The organism is Streptomyces viridiviolaceus (genome assembly GCF_014650995.1).
Classification (GTDB): domain Bacteria; phylum Actinomycetota; class Actinomycetes; order Streptomycetales; family Streptomycetaceae; genus Streptomyces; species Streptomyces viridiviolaceus.
On record NZ_BMWA01000057.1, the window covers coordinates 1 to 19,938 of the forward strand.

Below are 19,938 nucleotides of genomic sequence, written 5' to 3' on the forward strand. Positions count from 1 at the left end.
CCCTCCGGGCTGCGCCCGGAGCAAGCGAACACCCGTGCTGCGCACGGGTGTTGCGCTCCCGCTCCGCGTGAGCGCTGCTGCTCGCTGCGCGAGCAGCTCACCCGCCTTGCTGCGCAAGGCGGGTGACGCTCCGTTCGCTGCGCTCCCGGAGCTACGGGGCTTGCGGCCCCGCGAGGTGGCCTCCGCTTCGCTCCAGCCACCCGGGGCGCGGTGCGCCCAAGGGCCGGTCCCGCTGCGCGGGACAGCCAACGGGCCTTCGGCCCGAGCAGCTACGGGGAGGGGGTGGCTCGGGTCGGTGACTCTGCATCAGGTGATGCAGCATGTAGCTTTGGCGGAACCAGCCCACCCCCTGCTTCAAACTGTGATCTTGGATCGACTCTGGAACCAGGCCCCGTCCCCGGCGGGTGTCGACTCCGGGCCTTGCTGTGCTGTGAGTGATCCGTCTGGCGCGTTTTCTAATTCGTTGGGGAAATTCTCTGGGTTCTTGTTTTGCGGTCTCCGCGATGGGCATAATAAGACTGTCGGGGTGAGCGGTAACTCACACCGACAGCATCTCTCTAGGCGAAACAAAGGGGAAAAGAATGCAGCTCAAGCCGGTTTCTCTGGACGTCATCGCAGAGGCCCGTGAGGAGGCGCAGGCAGTCGTGGCCACCCTTATGGCGCGGCTGGCGCCGGGTGAGCACGTGGTGCGGCTCGGGGTGGACATGGAGGGGCAGGAGCGTCCGCTGAGCGCCACGCTGCCGATCACCGTGGAGGGTGACGGCGGCTCAGACGACCTGGTGGGCGCCGAGCCCAGGTACCTGGACAACTTCATCTTCCTGCTGACCTGCGGGCTGGCACAGACCCTGTGCTCGGGCGTGATGTACCTGCGCTCTACCGGCGCAGATGGGCAGGCCACGGTGCGGGCCTGGTACCTGTGCTGGGGCGCCCTGAACGAGTGCCCCGCTGCTGAGGCGGCCGAGTTGCTCGGTGGCCGCGAGTCCGGCACCTACGTGGACGCCTTCGGCGTTCACTCCGCCGACGACGGCGAGGACGACGGCGAGGCGGTGTACCCGCCGGTGGCCTACACCGTCCTGTAAAGCCCTGCGGGCCCGGGGTGGCTCCCCGGGCCCGCTTCCCGCCCCGCTGGCCCGCCCGGGGCGCGGCAGGGGTGCTGCGGATGGCGACCCGGCACCCCTTGCCGCACACAGCTCCCCTCCCCAGCGACCAACCTGGGGAGGGGAGCGCAGCGGACCGTGCTGCGCTGGGCGGGGAGCGCAGCGGACCGCCCACGACCCGGCGGGCGGCGCAGCCGGCCGTTTTGCGCTTCCCCAGGGCGCGCAGCGCCCCGGGACACCCGCTCCGCGGGGGGAAGAAAAGAAAATGGAAGGGAATTGCTGCGCCGAGTCTCACCGAATCGCGCTCCTTGGAAAGGAGCGATTCAATTATCAGGGAGTGGGAGAGTGGCGGAATTTAAAAGCTGGCGGGGAATTCCGGATCTACCGGGCCGGTAAACCCTCTCCGGAGCTCCCCGCCAGCATCTCTCTAGACGAGACTGTTCTAGTGTACGGGAGTTGGTGGCCAGGATGCTGCGCTGCGCACAGCGTGAGGGAGTGTCGGTGATGAGCGAGGACAGCGCGTCGCGTCGGATCGAGGGCAGCCGGTGGGTGGTGAGCCGGGCCTGGGTCATGGAGCGCACCGGTGCGTCGGCGGCCACGGTGTCCCGCTGGTACGCCGAGCGCGAGCGGTATCCCGAGGAGCGCCGGTTCCCGGAGGTGGCGTGCACGGTGGGCCGCACCCGCTTCTACGACCAGGAGGCCGTAGAAGCGTGGTGGAGCACCTGGCAGGAGGATGTGGGTACTGGCCGTCTCGGAGCTGCTGGACGGCGCCCAGGGGACGGCCGGGGCGCCCAGGGAGGCGGACCCGGCCGCGCGCAGCGGGACCGTGCGGTGGCCATCGTCCTCGCCGAGCTCCGGCAGGCCGGCGGGTACCGGCGCGGCATGGCCGCACGCCTGGCCCGCGAGCACGGCGGCGGTGAGCGCAGCTGGCAGCGTGCCGTGACCGAGGCCCGCGCCCTGTACGAGCACCGCCAGGACCAGGACGACACGGGCACCGCCCCGCAGACGACGCAGCCCACGCCCTGACGCCTGCCCGCGCGCGGCTGGCGCCCGGCCGGCGCCTGGCCCCCTGCCGGATGCGCCGACCCGTCCGGCGCGGAGCGCGGAGGCCCCGCCGACGCGCAACACCACACAAGCCCGCCCCGATCCCCCGGCCGCACACCGCACCCGCCCCGCCCGCCCGTCTCCTTCCCTCCCTTCCTTGTTTCTGTTCTGGGCGAGCGCGGGGGTGTGCAGAGGGGGATGTCGGGCTCCCGACCACGCCCTGACAGGCGTGGTGAGCTGCAGATACGCCGTCAGCCGCCGTATAGGCGCGGACAGTTGTCGGCGGGGTTGTCGGCGGTGTCTACGGAGGGGTTGCAGGCATGGTCGGGGGCGGTGTTATCGCACCGTGACCCTGGTCGGGCCTCCACGGTCGGAGGACCGGTCGGGGCCGACTGCTGCTGTGAGCGGGACAGGCGGTGCCACAAGAGGTCGGCGCCGCAGGGGACCGGAGCAGCGGAGGCGCGGCGATGCTGAAGGTGGATGCGGGTGGCGGGGACCAGCTGGCGGTGGCGGTGCTGGCGCAGTACCGGATGGCCACCACCGAGCAACTGCACCTGCTGATCGCACCGGAAGTCCGCATCGAGCAAACCCGGCGGCGGCTGGTCAAGCTCCGCAGCGAGGGGCTGATCGACCGCATCACCCTGCCGCAGGCCGGCCGCACCCGGGCCTGGTTCGTCACCCAGTACGGCGCGCAGATCGCCGCGGAATGGCCCGAGCTGCGCCACTGGCAGCCCTCGAGGACGGTGGCCGACCGCACAGCCGCACGGCTGAAGGTGGGACACGCCCTGACCGTCACGGAGACCGGGCTGGCCTTCGTGCAGGACGCCCGACGCCGCGGAGACATCTGCCAGCCCTTGGACTGGATCCCCGAGGTCCACCACCCACTCGGCAGCAGCGAGGCCGTCATCCCCGACGCCCTGCTCTACTACCGGAGCACCGACGAGGGCGTAATGCTGCGGGCCTTCGTCGAAGTCGACCGAGCCACCATGGGCCCCGAACGCCTCGCCGCCAAACTCGGCGCCTACGCCCGGCTCCACCAGTACGTGCCCACACCCCCACCCGGGACGCGGCACCGGCCGGCCGGGCAGGAACCGGCGCGCGAGGACTGGCGGCGCCGCTACCCGCTGTTCCCGCGGCTGCTGTTCGTCCTGGACGGCACCGGCCCGGCCGGGGTCGAGACGCGCATCCAGGCGCTGGGCGCGGCCGCCCGCGACCTGGCACTGGCCGGCTTCCTGCACAAGGTCCCCGTCCTCGCAGCACCGATGACCGACCTGCTCCAACACGGCCCCGCCGCACCCGTCTGGCGACCCGTCCAGGATCCCGACCAGCGTGTCAGCTGGATGCACTCACGGCACCCGTAACCAACCGGCCCCGAGCCCGCGAATCCCACCACGGCATGTCACCGCATTATGCAGCGGGCGCGGTCGACCCGCTGCTTATGTGATCTTTGGCGCTCAGGAGCACCTGATAGGCCAGCCATCAGACTCACACCACCGTGTCCCCCAACATCCGACGGAACCCCATGCAGTTGAAGTAGTAATTACTTCCGGATGCGCATTAGGCTACGCAGAGGTGTAATGGGAGCTGTGGTCGCCATCAATGCCAAGTCTTAACGTGGCACCGGAGAAGCACATCACCTCTTTCAATGAGAGGTGATCTGTGCGCTACGTCCGGAGGTTTCCATGAGCAAAAAATTCTTCAGCGCGAAAACTCGGCGAAACCTTCGCTGCTTCTTCTCGGGAGGAGTAGCAACTGCCGCTGTTGTCACGGGATCTCTTACCCTGGCGCCGTCCGCTCACGCGCAATACGGCCCGTATACCTGCGCGTTCGGTCTTGTGTGGCGTGAAGCTGTTCCAGGCGACCGTGTCTGTGTAAGTCCAGAGTGGCGCACTAAGACGTGGAACGAAAATAACCTTGGCCCCTCACGAGTGCAGCCGGGCGGCGGGCCCTACGGCCCGGACACCTGCAAACAAGGTTTCGTGTGGCGTGAAACTCGGCCATCGGACCACGTGTGTGTTCCCCCGCTGAGCCGCACTCAGAACCAGCAAGCTAATAGGAACGCAGTCTCAGGATATGCCCACCCCGACCAGCTCCCAAGCAACGGAATTTCCGCTTACTGGAAATTGGACAACCAATTGGTCGCCACTCCCCCGAACTTCTCCTTCTACAGCTGGGAGCCAGCACGGGGAGCCAATTATAGGCCAATTGGCAGCGGAACCATCATCTTCGGCGAGAGGTGGCTAACTGAACGAGGCTGCCGGAAGTCCGAATCTCGAACGATGTACGTACTCGCCGTCAATGAGACAACAGGCGTCGTCAGCAATGCCGGTAAGGTAGCAGTTCCTCTCTGCCTCTACCCATGAGTTCATCGATTGTTCGGATGGGTCGGCACCCAAGCTGGATCCCCGATGCTTACCACCCACTCGGCAGCGGCGAAGCCGTCATCCACGACGCCCTGCTCTACTACCGGCACGGCGCCGAACGCGACCAGGACGGCACCATGCTGCGAGCCTTCGTGGAAATCGACCGGGCCACAGGGGGCCCGAACGCCTAGCCGCCAAGATCCACGCCTACGCCCGGCTCCACCAGTACGTGCCCACACCCCCACCCGGCGCGCAGCACGGGCCGGCCAGCCAGGAACCGGTGAGGGAGACTGGCGGCGACGCTACCCGCTCTTCCCGCGGCTCCTGTGAACGACGCCGGGAATACGGGTGGCGGAACTCTGAGAGCGGCGACAAGTGCCGCCCCGGACGTCCACACACCCATGAGGAAGCAATGGCCACTCAGACGTTTTCCTACTACTTCGTCCAGAACCTGCCCCCGGGGTACCGGAGAGAGGTCACGTGGGGCCCTCATTCGTTCTTCGACCAGGGCACCTTCACCGTGTCCGCCCACCCGGTCACCGACTTCCGGCAGACCCTCTACTGGCTGACGTTCGACGACGTCTCGGTGGGCAAGAAGGACATCGGCTCCGGAGACATCAGCAATGTCCAGTCCTACCTCTGGGCGAAGACGAGGAACAGCGGGTTCAGCGGACAGGGAACCGTTAAGTCCTACACCGCCTACCTCACCCGTACCACCGCCTGACCGCGCCCGAGATCGCTGGAGGGATTCGGCATGCGCGTTTCTGTTGTACATGACGAGCAGGGATTCATCTCCGCCCTCGCGGCCTCTCCTCCCGGCGCACCGGTGGCGAGCCTCGTGCCGCAGGCGGGTGAGCGCGTGACGGAGTTGGACATTCCAGAGGTCAGCGCCGACGGTGACCCCCAAGAGATCGTCGGACGCCTGACGGACGTGGTCGAGAACTACCGAGTCGACACGGACACCCGGGCGCTCGCCCCCAAGCAGGCCTAACTGGCGGTGACCGCCGGACTGCGCACCCCGACTCCCCGCTGGTACGTCCCGACCGGCTCACCCATCACCTGCGCGCCCTCGTCCGCGCCAACCAGCCGAAGGCGGACCCCTCATGAGCAGCACCCACCACATCCTGTACGACTCGACGGGCCGTCTCGCTGCGGAGCTCCCGTCCGACCGCGCCGTGCACGAACAGGTGGTGCGCGCGGCGCTGGCGTGGTCCTCTCCGCTGGACGTGCCGGCCGCCGGGGCGTCGCCAGACCCCGGACCTGTTCAACGCCTGCATTGACGCGAGCCGTTGACGAGGCCGTGACCAGCTCCGGTGAAGGAGCGTTGGTCCGGATGGCATGCGTGCACCAGAGCGTCATGCGGTCACCGGTGAATTCCGGCGTTGGGGCCGAGAGACCGCACTCTTCATGGTTCTGGTGACCGCCCTGTCATGACAGGTGGCCCCCCGGCCTTCCCCTCAAAGGCCGGGGGCTGTCGCCTGTCATCCCCTGCCGCCTCGATGACGCCGCCCAGACGAGGCTCACGGCGCGCTGCTCGTGTTGCCACGTACAGCCGGACGCCGCACCCGGGGCGCAGGCCCCACCCGGGTCACCGGGTGACGTGGAGCGCTCGGTACGGGCCGATGTTGGAGAAGACGCCTGATTTTTCGCGTCCGGCCACATCGTGGGCGCCGAGCTGGGCGCGGCATCGTGGCGGAGACTAGCGGCCGCTGCGATGACGTCCGGGAGCCGCACGGGACCCGCGTCTTGACGGGACTACACCAGGACGCCATCCAGTCGGTCCGTGGTCACCCGACTACAAGCCTCAACGCCTCCGCGTTCGGGTCCGCGATGGATTCGGCCAGCATGTTGATCGTTTGCTGGAGTTCCCTGATGGTTTGGCGGACGTCGTCGTCGAGCACGGTTGCCAATTGCTGGGGATCGATCGATTCGATGCCCTTCGCGGTGGACTTGAGTGCCTTGAGGTACTGGGTACGCTGCTCAATTGCCTGGAGGTCCCGATCGGACTCCACCGTCTCCTCGATGACCTCCCGTACGGTTTCGTATGCGTCCGTGATGGTCTCGGGGGTCGCCTCCAAGTCTTCGACTGCTGCCAGGCATGCGGAGACCTTCTGGCGGGCCTGGCTGGGGAGCTCGATGACCTGGCCAGCGGGAGTCTTAGCTTTCCCGCCTGTGGCGACTTGCCGTACGAACTCGATGCGTTCTGCCTTGCGTGTCTGGGCTGCCGCCTCTTTGCGGATCACCGGGTCAGACATCGCCTTGGCCACCACTGCGGTCCTGAGTTCCGTGCGCTCCAGCAAGGCATCGCGGGCGGCTTCGGCCGTCTTGGGGTCGCCGAGGATCGCCGTGCGCATCGCGGCCGGATTCTTGGCCACCTTCATGGCTTCGGTGTAGCTGGTGCCCGCGGCTTTGGCTTCCTCCGCGATGCGCTCGCGCCGGTCGGTGCTCTGTTCGTAGACGGTGAAGTAGTCGCCCCAGAGACTCGCGTCGGGCAAGTCAATCTCATGGCCTGGGGCTAGCTTGTCGAAGCCAGGGACCTTGCCGTCCGCCGCCGCACGTTCCCACGCTCGGTAGTAGCGCATCACCCGCGCAGCAGATGTGCCGGACATCTCGGCGAACCTGCTGGCGGATACCTTCCGGAAATCGCTATCGTCGGCAGCCTGCGTCCCGTTCGGTCGGCGCTCAGCCGTGCCGGGCTGGACGCTTCGGGCAACCAAGAGCCCGAAGACCCATCCACCGTTTCGGTCATAGGCGCCGAAAAATCGGGCGTCGCGGGCGATCGGGTCACGTTCGGGGCCCGGGCCGAGGAGTCGGGTGACCTCCGCGCGCATGGCGTCCATCTGCTCCCGGATGCGTGGCACGCCTTCGTGCGGGTGCCGCAGCTGGAGCAATACGCGGACGTTCTCCACGCTGGCGCCAAGCCCGAAGGGAGGGTTGGCTTCGATGAACTCGGCGAAACTGCTGAACGGTTCATCCCGGTTGACGCCGGAGGGGACCTTCTTCCAGGTTCCTTCCGCCAGGACGGCTGCCAGCAGCTCCAGGAAGCCGATCGGCGTGCCACCGTTGCGTTCCAGGGAGTCGCGGAGCTGGTAGACCTGATGTTGCTCCTCAGTGAGATAACTGTTCGATTCGACTCGGACGGTCATGGGGCTCTCCTACTTGAGGGCCAGTGCAGCGCGGAACCTCCTGCTGGCCTTCTCCACGGTATTGGCGTTCGCTGCCGTGCAACCGGCAGCCTCGTTCACGCGTGCCGTCGCCTTCATCGCAGCGTCCTGGTAGCCGACGTCTCCCGGCTTCACACCGCAGCGGTACAGGTACTGCCTGATCGTGTCAGAAGTCTTGGAGTTGAAGTCGGCAATCTGCTGACGTTCGGTCTTCGGGGCCTCCGTGGGCGGCTCCGGATCCGGCTCGGTACGCGGCTGCGGGACCGGGGGCGGCTGCTTGAGCATCATCCCGGCCATCTCGATGATCTGCTTCAGCTTGGTGACGTCCTCTGCGGCGTCGACAGCTCGCTTCAGCGTCTCGACCATCAGCGTCTCGTCCGCATCCATGTCGAGTTCATTGCTTGAGGCCCTGGTGGTCGTGGCGACCGCGGAATCGATGAAGGACAACTCTTCCTGGACTGCGTCTCCGGGCTCCTCGCGCTCCTCTCGCTCCCGTTCCTCAAGGACCTTGAGCCCCCGGTCATTCTCCTCGCGCAGGAGCTCAAGGAAACCCTGCATCTTCGGGTCGTCCGGGGCCACGATCACGCAGGTCTGTTCACGGGCCGGGGTACCGTCCCATACACGCAGGCCGCGGCCGATCAGCTGCATCAGGTGGCCGCCGTCGCGGTAGTGGGTCAGGATGCCGACGACAGTGATGGTCTTGCAGTCGTAGCCGATGAACGCCATGCGCACGGTGACCAGCAGGTCCATCGGCTTGACCTTGAAGTCCTGCAGGACCTGCGAGGCACCGCTGTCGGAGGACACAGCGAGCGCTACTCGCAGGTCGGGATAGCGCTGCTGAAGGTACTTGTAGACCTTCTTCGCGTCCTGCTGCTGCATGCAAGAGATCAGGCCGCGGTAGGAGGCGTGAAACTTCTGCTTGTCCCGGATAGCCCTCACGACGTCGTCGACGAGGGGCTGCCAGGTCTTCTCGTCCCTGAGCACGGGAACGAGTTCGCTGCCGTCGTCCGACAGGTTGTACTCGAGCACGCTGTCTCCGCGGCCGGCGTCGTCGGCGAGCGTGCGCTTGGAAACGCGCGCATCGGTGAGGCGCATCTCGAACTTTCGCAGGTAGCCCTCCGCGATACCGTTCGAGTACTTGGCCTCCGCGTGGTGTACCAGTACCTCGCGCTTTGGGTCGGTCGGGTGGGGCTCGTAGTCAGCCAGCACCAGCCGCTGGTTGTCTGCACGATTCGGCGTTCCGGTCAGTAGCAGGGTGTGCCGGGCGTACTCGTGCATCTGCTTGATCAGTGCACCAGCGCGGGTACCGCCCTCTCCAGCGTCGGGGTCGCTCGTATCGCCGCAGAACTGCGCCTCGTCAGCCACGAGCAGGAACCGGCCCTCATGCTTGGCTGCCCATTCCAGAAAGACCGACTCGTTGGTGACCAGCGCGCTATAGGTGGAGACGAAGCCGCTTCCTGGTTCGGTTACCGGTGTGAGCGGCTTCTCCTTGATCTTGTGCCGGATCATCCCGATGCGCTTGGTGCTGTCGAACAGCAGGCACATTCCGCCCACCACAGCGCCATGCCTGTCCCGTTGCATCCAGTCGGTCTCACACTGCTCGGCGAGGGTGACGCGAGGAGCGAAGACCGCCACGTGGTCGATCAGGCCGGCCCTGAAGAGCCTGGTAGCTGTTGCCTGGTAGGTGAGCGTCTTTCCCGATCCGGGGGAGGCAAGGACGACCGTCAAGCGCTCACCCGCGTGGATGCGGTCAGAGACCTGGTCGATGACCTCCCGCTGGAACGGTCGCGGCGAGAATTCGTCGGTGTACTGCACCCCACGTCCTTTTCTTTTGTTGCACTGTGCACACAGTGCCTGCCCGTTTTCGATCGCTGTCCGACCGCCTTCCACCCAGGGCACCTTGTGGTCGGCCTCCCAGCCATCCAGCAGCGGTGCGCTGCACGCCTCGCAACGTCCTTCGGCGAGGTCGTACAGGATGTTGCGCTGGTTCTGGGTGAAGAACCGCTGAGCATCCCGATCCGCCACTCCGACCCCCCAAGTCCCCCGCCACGCACCTCGGTTGTTGGATCGCAGGCTACAGCCGGGGTCTGACAACGGGACCTGAAATGAATGGGAGTGATAGCTCGGCACACCGTCTCATCAGGCTGTGAGCGCCAGGCACTCGCCGCCGGCGGAGCTCGGGTGGGTCTCCGCACCAGAGCCCGCGGCCTTTGGCACCGCTGGCCTAGTCTGGAACACCTTCGCTCGGCGAGGGCGGTACGCAGCGAGGCGTGACAGCTGGCTCGCCATGCTCGCCCGGCCGGCAGCTGGGTCATTGTCGATGAGGCCGGTCACGCCGTCGGCGTGAGGGCCTCGTCGAAGAAGCGGCCGCCCGAGGACGGCGATAACGCTCAGTGTGAGGCCGCGCAGCGCAGCCTTGTCCCTCGTGCCAAGGTCAGCTCCGCTCAGCTCGGCCACAGCGCCGGCTGGGCGGCAGCGACAGTTTTCTTCATGAGGTGTTCTGGTGTCGGCGCAACCAGTCAGGATCCCGCACTGGTGTAGCTACCGGGGCAGGCTCAGCTGAATCCGCGTCTGATATTTGCATCATCCTGTCGAACAGCCAAATGAGGCGGGAGAAGCGGAGTGCTGCAAAGGCCATGGCGAATTCAAAGATGAACCGTGCGGAGACAGGATCCTTGTCTCTATCGAGCGAGAGTGCACTCAGCACTAGGGTGCATACCAGCGCGGTGCCGCACAACAAGCTGCGCCAGCTTCGCCGGAGGCCTATCTGATGGTTGCGGCGGACAGCGCGCAGGCGTTCACCGTTCGCTGCGGTGTAGATGGAGATCGCGATGGCACTCAGTCCACCGATTGCTGACACCACACCAGCCGCGGCAGCGTACAGATCAGTTCGCTGCGATGAGTCAATCCATGACAACCAGTCTGCTGAGCCGGTCGTGCGGATGACCAGAACGTGCGAGCCGACTATCAGCGCCGCTACGAGGTAGTCGATCCAAAGGTGTTCTGCCCACCGATCCGCGATGGTGTCGCGTACCTCCACAAGGCCCCCCTCGTCTATGCCCAGGTCACGAACCCCCGGCATCCACTGCGAGTCGCAAAGCGTCCTCATGCTCGGCCGCTGCTCCCAGGATGGCATCCACCGCTGACACGATCCGGATTGACCGACCTTCTCCGTCTGTGGCCGGTACGCGCTTTTTGGCCGTAATACTGTGTTCTACCAGTTCGACGAGTCGAGTCTGCTCCGGCCCGCCTGGCTCCGAGAAGACCAGCCGGGCCCGGGCCCGCTCGGCACCGGTGACCACATCAGAGATCTCCTCGAGGTCAGCCAGGAGATGTTCGCGGTGCTCCTTGAGCTCCTTCTTCTTAGGCACAGAGATGATCATGGTTACGCTGATCTCGCCGTACGATTCCCCAGCTACACGAAGTGTCCGGGCCAGCCCACCGCGACGCTCGCTCAGAGCACCCATCTTGTTGGCCATGATTTTCACTTCTACTCGGCTTGCACCAGAGGCGCTCTTGAGTTTCTCCACCTCTGAATGGGTCACCACAGGGCGAATCTGCAACTGGCTGCCAGGGAAGATTTGGATCCCGTTAAGCCACGTCTCCAGCGCCTTGTGCGACGGGGCCGACACTCCTCCCTGCATGATCCCTACAACGTTGCCGAAGGGCAGGAAACAGATCACCGACGTGTCCAGGTAGCCCTCATGTGCAGACTGTTCCAACTCCCGCAGGGTTCCCGTGTCGAAGTTCATGACAGACAACCACTCGCCAGCGTCCTTCACACGATGCAGGAGAAGGTGGTCCTGCATGTCGTAGGTGGCGATGGTACCTACCAACTGCGAATCTGCTTCGAAGGTTCGGGCTGCGACGGGTGCCTGTGATAGATCCGAGAGGGCGCCGTCCCAGTCCATCAACTCGGGAATTCGCCGAGCTTCACCGTCCTTGAGGACGACCACCTCATAGAAGCCAACCGTGCGTTCCTTCATGTGGCCCAGCGTTGCCAAGGCGCCCCCTCACTCGTGCAGACAGCAGCAAGCCATGCGTATGAGCATCAGTCGGTCATGATCTGATGCACAGATCGTAGACCTGCCCTGTAGGCCAAAAGAGCGCGAACCAGCGAAGAGAGAGCTTCGCTCTCGTTGAGAGACGTGTCACCGTCCCTACAGAGCCGAGGGCATGAACGGCACCGGTGTCAGTGCCACCCGTTGTGCGACGCGGATGCGAAGGCATGGTTGACGCTGCTTGCCAGGACTTCTGCGGTGGCCACGCCCGGCGTCTTGGGCGTCGAAGAGGCGGGCTGCGTACGAAGTGCTCAGTTGAGTACCTGCACTTCGCCGACGCGGACGCCGACGGTGCTGCTGCGGGTCTCGGTGAACTCGCCGGAGTCGGCGCCGCCGCCGGTGACCTCCCAGGTGACGGTCCAGGTCGAGGTGGCGGTCAGCGGGTACCGCTCGCCGCGCTGACCGCTGCTGATCTGGCTGTAGCGGTGCCCGCAGTCGGGAGAGTCGGCCATGCCCACGCTCTGTCGGTAGGGCGTGCCGGGGCCGGCGCAGGTGACGGTGTTGCCGTCGCCCATGTCCCAACGGATCGAGGTAACCGCCGCCGTGGCGCTCACCGTGACGCCGCCCGCGGTCGCCGAGGCGGTAGCCGGCCCGTAGGTGGTCGGGCCCTGGCGGACCCACAGCCACATCGGTATCCCGACGACGTAGCGGCCCGCCGCGCGCGGGGAGGCGATGTCCGGGCCCGTCAGCTTCATGGAGTCCACCGCGCGCTGGGCGAGGACCTCCGGGTCGATGCCGGGCTGGGCGGGCGCCTGCCCGCCGTCGGGGATCCACACGACGCCGATCCGGCCCGTGGCCGGGCACATGACCTGGTAGGCCGCGCCCTTGCCGCCCTGCCGCTTGCCGTCCTGCATGGCCAGGTTGCTGGCCGGGGGCTGGGGGGCGAGCTTGGTGTAGGTGCACTTCGGTGCCGAGGAGCCGCCCTTGTCCGGGGCGCCGGCGGAAGCAGGCGTGTCCGAGCTGGAGCTGCCGGAGGAACCTGGGCGGGTGGAAGAGTCGGACGCGCACACCTTGACGTATTTCGAGGCGCCCTTGCAGCCATGTGTGCCGACGCCGCGGCCGTCACCGTCGCCGTCGGCGTGGGCGGGGACGGCCGCGGCGGCCAGGAGCACAACAGCTGCCGCCGCGGCGCGCCTCAGCATTCACCGCCCCCTTGCGTGTCGACCTTGGTGATCATCCATCGGCCGTCCCAGCGCTCCGCTGTCGCGGTGGCGACGTACCGCAGCGGCTGCTCGGACGGCAGCGGGATCACCTTCTTCGCCCGTACGTCGTAGGTCTGGTACTTCGACAGGTCGATGCAGTCCGACAGGGTCGCCTTGGGCGTCTCGGCCGCCAGGTCGAGGCTGGTCACCTTCGGCTCGTGGCCGACCTCGCCCCGCACGACCGTCCCGGCCTCCTTCATCCGGGCCAGGTCCAGACGGGTCTGCCCCAGAGCGTCCAGGGTGGCGTACCGCTCCAGGCCGGTGCCCTTCTCGGACCCCGTGCGGTATGCCTCCGCCTCCGCCTGCGTCATCCCCCGGTACGCCTCCAGCACCTTCGCCTTGTCCGCCGCCTCCGGATCCGCCGGCGACGGCAACGCCGTGGTCGGCTGCGCAGACGGTGACACGTCGGCGCCGGCGTGGTCGGCGTCCTGGCCGTCGCTGGCGCCGGAGCCGCATCCCGCGAGGATCGTCATGAGCATCACTGCGCAGGCGCAAACCGCGCCCGTCCTCGGTGTGCTGGCCCTGCGCAACTCTGCCCCCGGCATACGACGTCACTGATGATCGTCACCGTAGCCGCTCACACACCCACCGTCACAGGCGATTCAACGCCAATCGCCAGCCCCGACCACGGCCCTCCCCCGCCCCGACCATGACCGCCCAGACCCGACCATGGACCCGACCACAGCAGGTCACAGCGTTGCGCAGACCATCCGGCCGAAAGCTGTGCAATAACCTGCCCGTTGCGCACCGGACGAAGTCAGCCAGGCAGCCCCGGCTGCGCAGAGCGCACACCGCCCCGGCGGCCGCACGCTGCGGGCGCGTCGGCAAGACGGTACTGCGCAATGGTCACAGGCGCGAATGCGCAGACCGGCTGCGCACCAGGCGGGCGAGTGCACAACCACCGCCCAGCCGGCTCTTGCGCAGCGGACGAATCGGTGCCGACGGCGGCTGCGCCATGGACCGCGGCCGGGACGCGGGCGACGTCCCGGATCGTATCCGTCGGCTATCCGAGCCAGACGATGTCCAGGACGGACAGGCGCCGGGTGAGCCGGTTGATCACGTAGACGACGGACAGCTGTCCGATGGAGGCGGCGCGGACGTCCTCGCCTTCCGGGTCGCCGGCGTTCCACTGGGGCCAGCCCCACGGGGAGCGCACCGCGATGTCCAGGACGTCGCGGACCATCTCCTTCGCCGGGTCGGTGAGCTCGGTGAGCGTCTTCGCTGCCTGCGGGGACAGGCGCACCGCCCACGGCTCACCGCTCACCTGCGGGCACCGAGGACGTCGTCCAGGGCCACGAAGCCGGTTTCGTCACGGCCGGAGTCCAGATAGGCGTCGACGGCCGGGGCCGCGGCGAGGCGCAGCTGCCAGGTACGGACGACGTCGTGCAGGGGCGTGAGGCTGTAGGTGTGGCGGGAGTCCTCCAGAGCCTTGGCCCAGTCCCGCTCAAAGGCCGGCACCCAGGTGTCGGCGCGGCGGTCGGCGCGCAGCTGGGCAAGCAGCTGGGCGGCGGCAGCCGGAGCCGGCGGGGCGGGGGCTTCCTCGGGCTGCACGCTCATCGGCACCTCCTGGCGGGTCGTATCGCCACCGTACGCGCGGTGCGACGCGGCGGGGACGGACATGCAGTGATCCCTTCCCTTACGGACGGGTGTCAGTCAACGCCGTAGTCGAAGACGTCATCGTCGGTGTAGTCGTCGAGTCTCGCCGACGCCCCCGCGCAGCCGACCGGATCGGCCGGCCGCCCGCCATGACGGAGGGCACAGGTGCGGCACCCTCGTGCCGGGCTGACCGATCCGCAATTGGCCAGCGACCGGTCCAGCGTCTTCACCGGAACCTCGGCGTTCTGCACCACGGGCTGCGCGGGCGCGCCACTGAGGTAGTGGGCGTGGGTTGAGAACTCCGATGGCTAGCCCGGTCGCTGCACGGCTGACTGTTTTCGCCTCCGCGTCGGATGAGGGCCGTCTGTCCAGACAAGACGCTCTATTGACGGTCCTCACGCTCGCGATCGGCATCGTGAAGGAAGTACGCGCCCTGCGTAAGCGGCCCGGGCGTCGGCTCGGTCAGCCTTATGGGCGCACACGCTCGTCTCGTGGCGGACTCTCGTGGCTAGGTACGCAACTCGTATAGATACAAACCGCGTTGTCCGGCCACGGCCAGAGTGCGACTGTCATCAGCCCAGGCACATGCGTACACGGCGCCGTCAGCTCGTACGAGAGTGACGACACGCATCCTTGTCCGGTCCCAAATCCGAACCGTTTGGTCTCTGCTGCAGTCGGCTATCCAAGTTCCGTCTGGGGAGATTGCAGCGAGCCGCAGCCTGTCGATGTGGCCATTTCGGGTGGCGGTGCAGACGCCGCTGGCCCGGTCCCAAGTCCGCGCTGTTCCGTCACGGCTGCCGGTGGTGAGGCTGGTTCCATCGGATGAAATGGAAACTGACCGAATCCAGTCGCTGTGGCCGGTGAGGGTGGCAGTGCAGGTGCCGCTGGCCCGGTCCCAGATCCGCGCTGTTCCGTCGCGGCTGCCGGTGGCCAGCCAGGTCCCGTCCGGCGCCACCGCCAGCGCGTCCACACCCCTGCTGTGGCCGGTGAGGGTGGCAGTGCAGGTGCCGCTGGCCCGGTCCCAGATCCGCGCTGTTCCGTCTTCGCTGCCGGTGGCCAGCCAGGTCCCGTCCGGCGCCACCGCCAGCGCGTCCACACCTGCGGTCAGGCCGGTGAATGTTGCGGTGCAGGTGCCGCTGGCCCGGTCCCAGATCCGCGCTGTTCCGTCTTCGCTGCCGGTGACCAACCAGGTCCCGTCCGGGGCGAATACCACAGAGCTTGCAGGGCCAGCCTGGCCTGGCAGGGCCACTCTTGAGTTGCCTCTGACCTGGTCCCAGAGGCGCACTGTCCCATCTCCGCTGCCGCTAGCGAGCCAAGTTCCGTCCGGAGCAACAGCCACTCCTTCCACTCCTCCCGTGTGGCCGGTGAGGGTGGCAGTGCAGGTGCCGTTGGCCCGATCCCAAACCCGGACCGACTTGTCATTGCTGCCACTCACAAGCCAGCCACCGCCTGGGGCAATCGCAACCGAGGTCACCGCAGCGCTGTGCCCCACCAGAACAGCCACACAGGTACCACTCGCCCAATCCCAAACCCGGACCGACTTGTCATTGCTGCCACTCACAAGCCAGCCACCGCCTGGGGCAATCGCAACCGAGGTCACCGCAGCGCTGTGCCCCACCAGAACAGCCACACAGGTACCACTCGCCCAATCCCAAACCCGCACCGACTTGTCATTGCTGCCACTCACAAGCCAGCCACCGCCTGGGGCAATCGCAACCGAGGTCACCGCAGCGCTGTGCCCCACCAGAACAGCCACACAGGTACCACTCGCCCGATCCCAAACCCGCACCGACTTGTCATTGCTGCCACTCACAAGCCAGCCACCGCCTGGGGCAATCGCAACCGAGGTCACCGCAGCGCTGTGCCCCACCAGAACAGCCACACAGGTACCACTCGCCCAATCCCAAACCCGCACCGACTTGTCGTCGCTGCCACTCACAAGCCAGCCACCGTCCGGGGCAATCGCAACCGAACGCACCCAGTCGTTGTGACCTGTTAGAACTGCCACACAAGTACCACTGGCTCGCTCCCAGATCCGCACCGTTCGGTCGTCTCCACCCGTGGCCAACCAGTTTCCGTCCGGCGCCCCCACGACCGAGCGCACCCAGTCCTCATGGCCCGCGAGGGCACGTAGAAACGCAGGATCAGGGACATCCGGCGGCGCCCATTGGTTGACCAGCAGGGGGAACAGCGTTCGGTCTTCTTGTCGGGCAATGACCTGGTCGCGCCATTGCGCCAAAGGCTCAAGGCGGCTGTATAGGACGTTACGCAAAGCATGCGGCGGATCAGTAGGGGTGAGGAGATGCGCAGCTTGCGCCAGGGGGCGGGCGTGGGCAGCGGCTCGAGAGGTCGGGATGCGACTGAGGTCGCTCCAGGGCGCACTGGCGCCGCGCTGGTTCAGGCGTGTCTCCACCCAACGCACATCGCTGGCGACGGCTTCAGCGTCGGCAGGGCGGCCGGCAGCAACGAGGTGCTCAATCAGATGGTCGAGGAGGTACGGCTCTTGCAGCTGCCACCAGGCTCTATCAGGAGCTTCTGCGGACACGGTCACAGGGCTGGCCGGTGGTACTGATGCGGCTACGAGGTCAATTAGTTGCTGATTGAGTCTTCTGAGGGCTTGGTCGCCTAGTTCGCCCCGGAGGTAGTCCCTGATGACGTCGTGCAAGGTGACCCGCCCACCCTGGTCTGGAGTAAGGGTGAGCAGGGAGAGCCTTTGCATGTCCCGGCATAGGGTGCGGGACTGCGGTTCGCTCAGGCCGCCGGTGGCCTGCCAAAGAGCGGCGATCAGGGTGACTGGGACGGCTTCATCTTCGGCGAAGAGGGCAAGATCCGTAAAGCGGTCTCGACCGCCCGGCGGTAGCAAAGTGATAGCGGCTTCGACTGTGGCACGAACAGCGCGACTCCTCTGTTTCGGATCGTCCAGATCGAGAGTCACTGCAGGATCGTCTACACCGGCTGGTCCTTGGTCCCGTAGCCGCTGGAGCATGTCCGAAGCAGCTGTGGCGGCCGTGGCACCGGTCGCGACCTGCTCGGTGATGAGACGGTTGGTCAGGCGCAGCAGTAGCGGCCACCGTCCGGTCGCCGCCCGCAAGTCGTCGATCAGCGTGCCAGGCAATCGTGGCAAGTCCTGGGTGAGGATGGTGCGCGCCTGTGTAGGGGACATCTCATCGACCTGGATTGCCTGAGCCCCGACCGGCAGCAAGCTGGGTATTCGGGTGGTAACCAGACGGACGCATGAGCGCCCGCCGTGCAGGAACGGGGCGAGTTGCTCGGGCTCCCACACGTCGTCCAGGACCAGCAGTGTGCGGGGACGGGTATCGAGCAGCCGTCCGAGATGCGCGCCAGCAAGATCTGGGTCGTCGAACTCGGAGGTGTCACCAGTAATGAATCGGGCCGCCTCTGCAACCTTCGCTGCGATCGCTGCCCGGCCACTGACGTCGCGCCCGATGGTCACCGTGTAGATCCGCTTATTGAACCGCTTCTGCACCCGGCGGTCCGCGGATACAACCTGGGCCAACGTGGTCTTGCCGAAGCCTCCCGCACCGGTCAGCAATGTGGTGATGCCTACGGTGCGTCTCCGCCCGCACACTGCGGCGACCACACGCCGCTTCTCTGCTCGATCGATCACCCACTCTGGAATGTCTGCTGGCTCTGGCGGCGCAGGGTCATCGGCTGCGCCGCCAGGCTGCTCCTGCACCCAGGCCGCAACTCCAGCCAGGATCGCGGCGAACAGAGTCAGCCCGATGCTGAAGTGCCATGGATTGCGGCGCAGCCAGTCCAAGACGCCGGGCCAGTGGGTATCACCTGTTGCCGCGTTGATAGCTGCGCTGATCCCGCTGGCAACCACAGCTGCACCGCCTGCGAGCAGCGCGGTACCCACTACACGAATACGCCCATGCATAACCTGTTACCCCCGGATACCGCCCGGTGCCCTACCCCACGACACCGCTGTGGAACTGATCAGCCTGGCGTCTATGATCCACCGATCTCTGCTTCCATGCCGACGAAGATCATGAGCCGACAGATCGACCGGACGACGGAGGGGACTTCTCGTTCACGAAGTGCGCCAGCAGCACGGTCAGCCTCGTCGGTGCGCAGTTCACCGGCAGGGTTTCTTTCAACGGCGCACAGTTCCGCGGCGCTGCGATCCCCTTCACCGACGCTCGGTTCACCGGCGCACGGTCGACCTTTTCAAGCACTTTTGGCATGGCTCCGCCTGGCATGCCATCGAGCGGGACGCCCTTGGCGACAGGGCTACGCTTGCCGGCCGCCTGGTAGCGCGCCCACTGGGAGGTCACTGTTACCGGCATAGCTGTCACGCCGGAACGACCGATCGGGCCCTCATCAGTCGGTGCTAAGGACGCATTCCCCGCATCAGGCGGAGTGGTGGGGCGGTTCCTCATCGGCGCGGCCGCCGGCTCCCAAAATCCGCCGCGGGGCCGGCGCTTGCGCCGGGTGTGACCCGAGCACTCCACGGGCCCGCAGCTCGTCAACATCGGGGAGGCTGACTCCGGGCAGGGAGTCGAGCAAGTCGGCCTGAGCGGCGCGGATCTGCGCGGGGGCCTGGGGGCCGGTGCCAAGGATGCGGCGGGCTGTCACGCGAGCATGGTACGGGCAGCCCGTCGCGGTATGGCGGTTAGCTAGGCTTCCATCCCCTCGCCCGGCTGCCCTGTCGGTATCACTGGGTGAGCCAGCTGGTGGAGAGTGGAATCTCCGTGCCGATCTAAACGGTCAGCACCAATACGCGGTTGCACCAGAGGTCGACCGTGGCGGCTCATTCTCAGAGTGGCGAACGGTCGTGCGCATGAGTGGCAGACGCTCACGCCTCCTGCGGCCATGTGGCCAGCACGATGCCGGTCTCCTCGTCGACCAGAGTGATCCTGGCGTTCGGCAGCGCGCCGTACGAGCCGATCCAGGCCACGAACTTGCGGCGCGCCACCGTCTCGGACCGCCACCAGCCCTGCATCGTCCGGTGACCGGCCGCCGTCAGGGTGAGGTGAAAGCGCTCGTCAGGGTCGGAGTTCATCTCGCCAGCCTCAGCCGGTGGTACTGCTGCGCGGGGACAGACCCGCCGCGGCAGCACCCACACAGAGTCCGCGAAGACCCTCTCTGTGTCCCCACCGCCTGACCGCCGCATGACGGTCAGGCGGTGGGGACGGCACAAGTCCACAGTTCACCCCACCTGACCAGGACGATGGTCAGGATGCGCGGCGGAACACGGCGGCGGGGCCGATGACACCGGGTCCGAACTTGTCGCGGACCCGGTCGACGGCCGTCTCCGCCACCAGCCGTGCCTCGCGGGCGGTGTCGAGGCTGATCTGCTCGGCGACCTGACCGGCGTCCACCAGGTCCCCGGCCGTCAGGACGATGCCGGTGAGCCGGCCGCGCTGCAGGCCGGCGGCGTCGGTCAG

At 66.9% G+C, this 19,938-nt stretch carries 19 protein-coding genes and 1 pseudogene; 7 read left to right on the top strand and 13 right to left on the bottom strand.

Going from position 1 to position 19,938, the window contains the following annotated elements:
- Nucleotides 1–581 precede the first annotated feature (581 nt).
- The 7 genes from IE260_RS40080 to IE260_RS40110 all read left to right on the top strand — a co-directional run bounded on the left by IE260_RS40080 (nt 582) and on the right by IE260_RS40110 (nt 5,784).
- Nucleotides 582–1,079, top strand: coding sequence for a hypothetical protein (locus IE260_RS40080; RefSeq protein WP_189880868.1), 498 nt, complete (start codon nt 582–584; stop codon nt 1,077–1,079).
- A gap of 522 nt (nt 1,080–1,601) precedes the next feature.
- Nucleotides 1,602–2,123: a hypothetical protein gene (locus tag IE260_RS40085; RefSeq protein WP_189880869.1), complete on the top strand. Its 522-nt coding sequence runs from the start codon at nt 1,602–1,604 to the stop codon at nt 2,121–2,123.
- Nucleotides 2,124–2,608: 485 nt separating this feature from the next.
- The gene (locus IE260_RS40090; protein WP_189880870.1) at nt 2,609–3,502 is read left to right on the top strand and encodes a replication-relaxation family protein; all 894 of its coding nucleotides are present in this window, start codon (nt 2,609–2,611) and stop codon (nt 3,500–3,502) included.
- A 1,019-nt stretch (nt 3,503–4,521) separates the two neighbouring features.
- Nucleotides 4,522–4,695 (top strand): hypothetical protein, encoded by a 174-nt coding sequence (locus IE260_RS40095; RefSeq protein WP_189880871.1) that lies wholly within the window; start codon nt 4,522–4,524, stop codon nt 4,693–4,695.
- Between the two features lie 221 nt (nt 4,696–4,916).
- Nucleotides 4,917–5,228 carry a hypothetical protein gene (locus IE260_RS40100; RefSeq protein WP_189880872.1) on the top strand — a complete coding sequence of 104 codons (312 nt, stop codon included), beginning with the start codon at nt 4,917–4,919 and terminating at the stop codon, nt 5,226–5,228.
- 30 nt (nt 5,229–5,258) lie between these two features.
- On the top strand, nt 5,259–5,495 hold the full coding sequence (locus IE260_RS40105; protein WP_189880873.1) for a hypothetical protein: 237 nt from the start codon (nt 5,259–5,261) through the stop codon (nt 5,493–5,495).
- A 112-nt stretch (nt 5,496–5,607) separates the two neighbouring features.
- Nucleotides 5,608–5,784, top strand: coding sequence for a hypothetical protein (locus tag IE260_RS40110; protein WP_189880874.1), 177 nt, complete (start codon nt 5,608–5,610; stop codon nt 5,782–5,784).
- A gap of 507 nt (nt 5,785–6,291) precedes the next feature.
- Here the strand turns inward: IE260_RS40110 and IE260_RS40115 are convergent.
- From IE260_RS40115 to IE260_RS40175, 13 genes and pseudogenes are all read right to left on the bottom strand, one after another.
- A complete protein-coding gene (locus IE260_RS40115) occupies nt 6,292–7,650 on the bottom strand; it encodes a hypothetical protein (protein ID WP_189880875.1) in 1,359 nt (452 codons plus the stop codon).
- Nucleotides 7,651–7,659: 9 nt separating this feature from the next.
- Nucleotides 7,660–9,693 (bottom strand): HNH endonuclease, encoded by a 2,034-nt coding sequence (locus IE260_RS40120; RefSeq protein WP_189880876.1) that lies wholly within the window; start codon nt 9,691–9,693, stop codon nt 7,660–7,662.
- A 463-nt stretch (nt 9,694–10,156) separates the two neighbouring features.
- Nucleotides 10,157–10,708 (bottom strand): hypothetical protein, encoded by a 552-nt coding sequence (locus IE260_RS40125; protein WP_189880877.1) that lies wholly within the window; start codon nt 10,706–10,708, stop codon nt 10,157–10,159.
- A gap of 25 nt (nt 10,709–10,733) precedes the next feature.
- A complete protein-coding gene (locus IE260_RS40130) occupies nt 10,734–11,654 on the bottom strand; it encodes a hypothetical protein (protein WP_229881818.1) in 921 nt (306 codons plus the stop codon).
- 326 nt (nt 11,655–11,980) lie between these two features.
- The gene (locus IE260_RS42450) at nt 11,981–12,871 is read right to left on the bottom strand and encodes an ATP/GTP-binding protein (RefSeq protein WP_229881819.1); all 891 of its coding nucleotides are present in this window, start codon (nt 12,869–12,871) and stop codon (nt 11,981–11,983) included.
- Complete coding sequence (locus IE260_RS40140; RefSeq protein ID WP_229881821.1) at nt 12,865–13,404, bottom strand: hypothetical protein; 540 nt, start codon at nt 13,402–13,404, stop codon at nt 12,865–12,867. The genes IE260_RS42450 and IE260_RS40140 overlap by 7 nt, the downstream gene beginning before the upstream one ends.
- A 530-nt stretch (nt 13,405–13,934) precedes the next feature.
- Nucleotides 13,935–14,195: a hypothetical protein gene (locus IE260_RS40145; protein WP_189880879.1), complete on the bottom strand. Its 261-nt coding sequence runs from the start codon at nt 14,193–14,195 to the stop codon at nt 13,935–13,937.
- Nucleotides 14,192–14,488, bottom strand: coding sequence for a DUF6247 family protein (locus tag IE260_RS40150; RefSeq protein WP_189880880.1), 297 nt, complete (start codon nt 14,486–14,488; stop codon nt 14,192–14,194). Before IE260_RS40150 ends, IE260_RS40145 begins: the two co-directional genes overlap by 4 nt.
- 92 nt (nt 14,489–14,580) lie before the next feature.
- Entirely contained in the window at nt 14,581–14,781 is a 201-nt protein-coding gene (locus IE260_RS40155) for a hypothetical protein (RefSeq protein WP_189880881.1), read from the bottom strand.
- Between the two features lie 254 nt (nt 14,782–15,035).
- Nucleotides 15,036–18,407, bottom strand: a complete 3,372-nt coding sequence (locus IE260_RS40160; RefSeq protein ID WP_189880882.1) for an NB-ARC domain-containing protein — start codon at nt 18,405–18,407, stop codon at nt 15,036–15,038.
- 130 nt (nt 18,408–18,537) lie between these two features.
- Nucleotides 18,538–18,825 carry a hypothetical protein gene (locus tag IE260_RS40165; RefSeq protein WP_189880883.1) on the bottom strand — a complete coding sequence of 96 codons (288 nt, stop codon included), beginning with the start codon at nt 18,823–18,825 and terminating at the stop codon, nt 18,538–18,540.
- Nucleotides 18,826–19,346: 521 nt separating this feature from the next.
- Complete coding sequence (locus tag IE260_RS40170; protein WP_189880884.1) at nt 19,347–19,553, bottom strand: hypothetical protein; 207 nt, start codon at nt 19,551–19,553, stop codon at nt 19,347–19,349.
- A 172-nt stretch (nt 19,554–19,725) separates the two neighbouring features.
- Nucleotides 19,726–19,938 (bottom strand): annotated as a pseudogene (locus IE260_RS40175) (hypothetical protein); the annotation flags it as partial.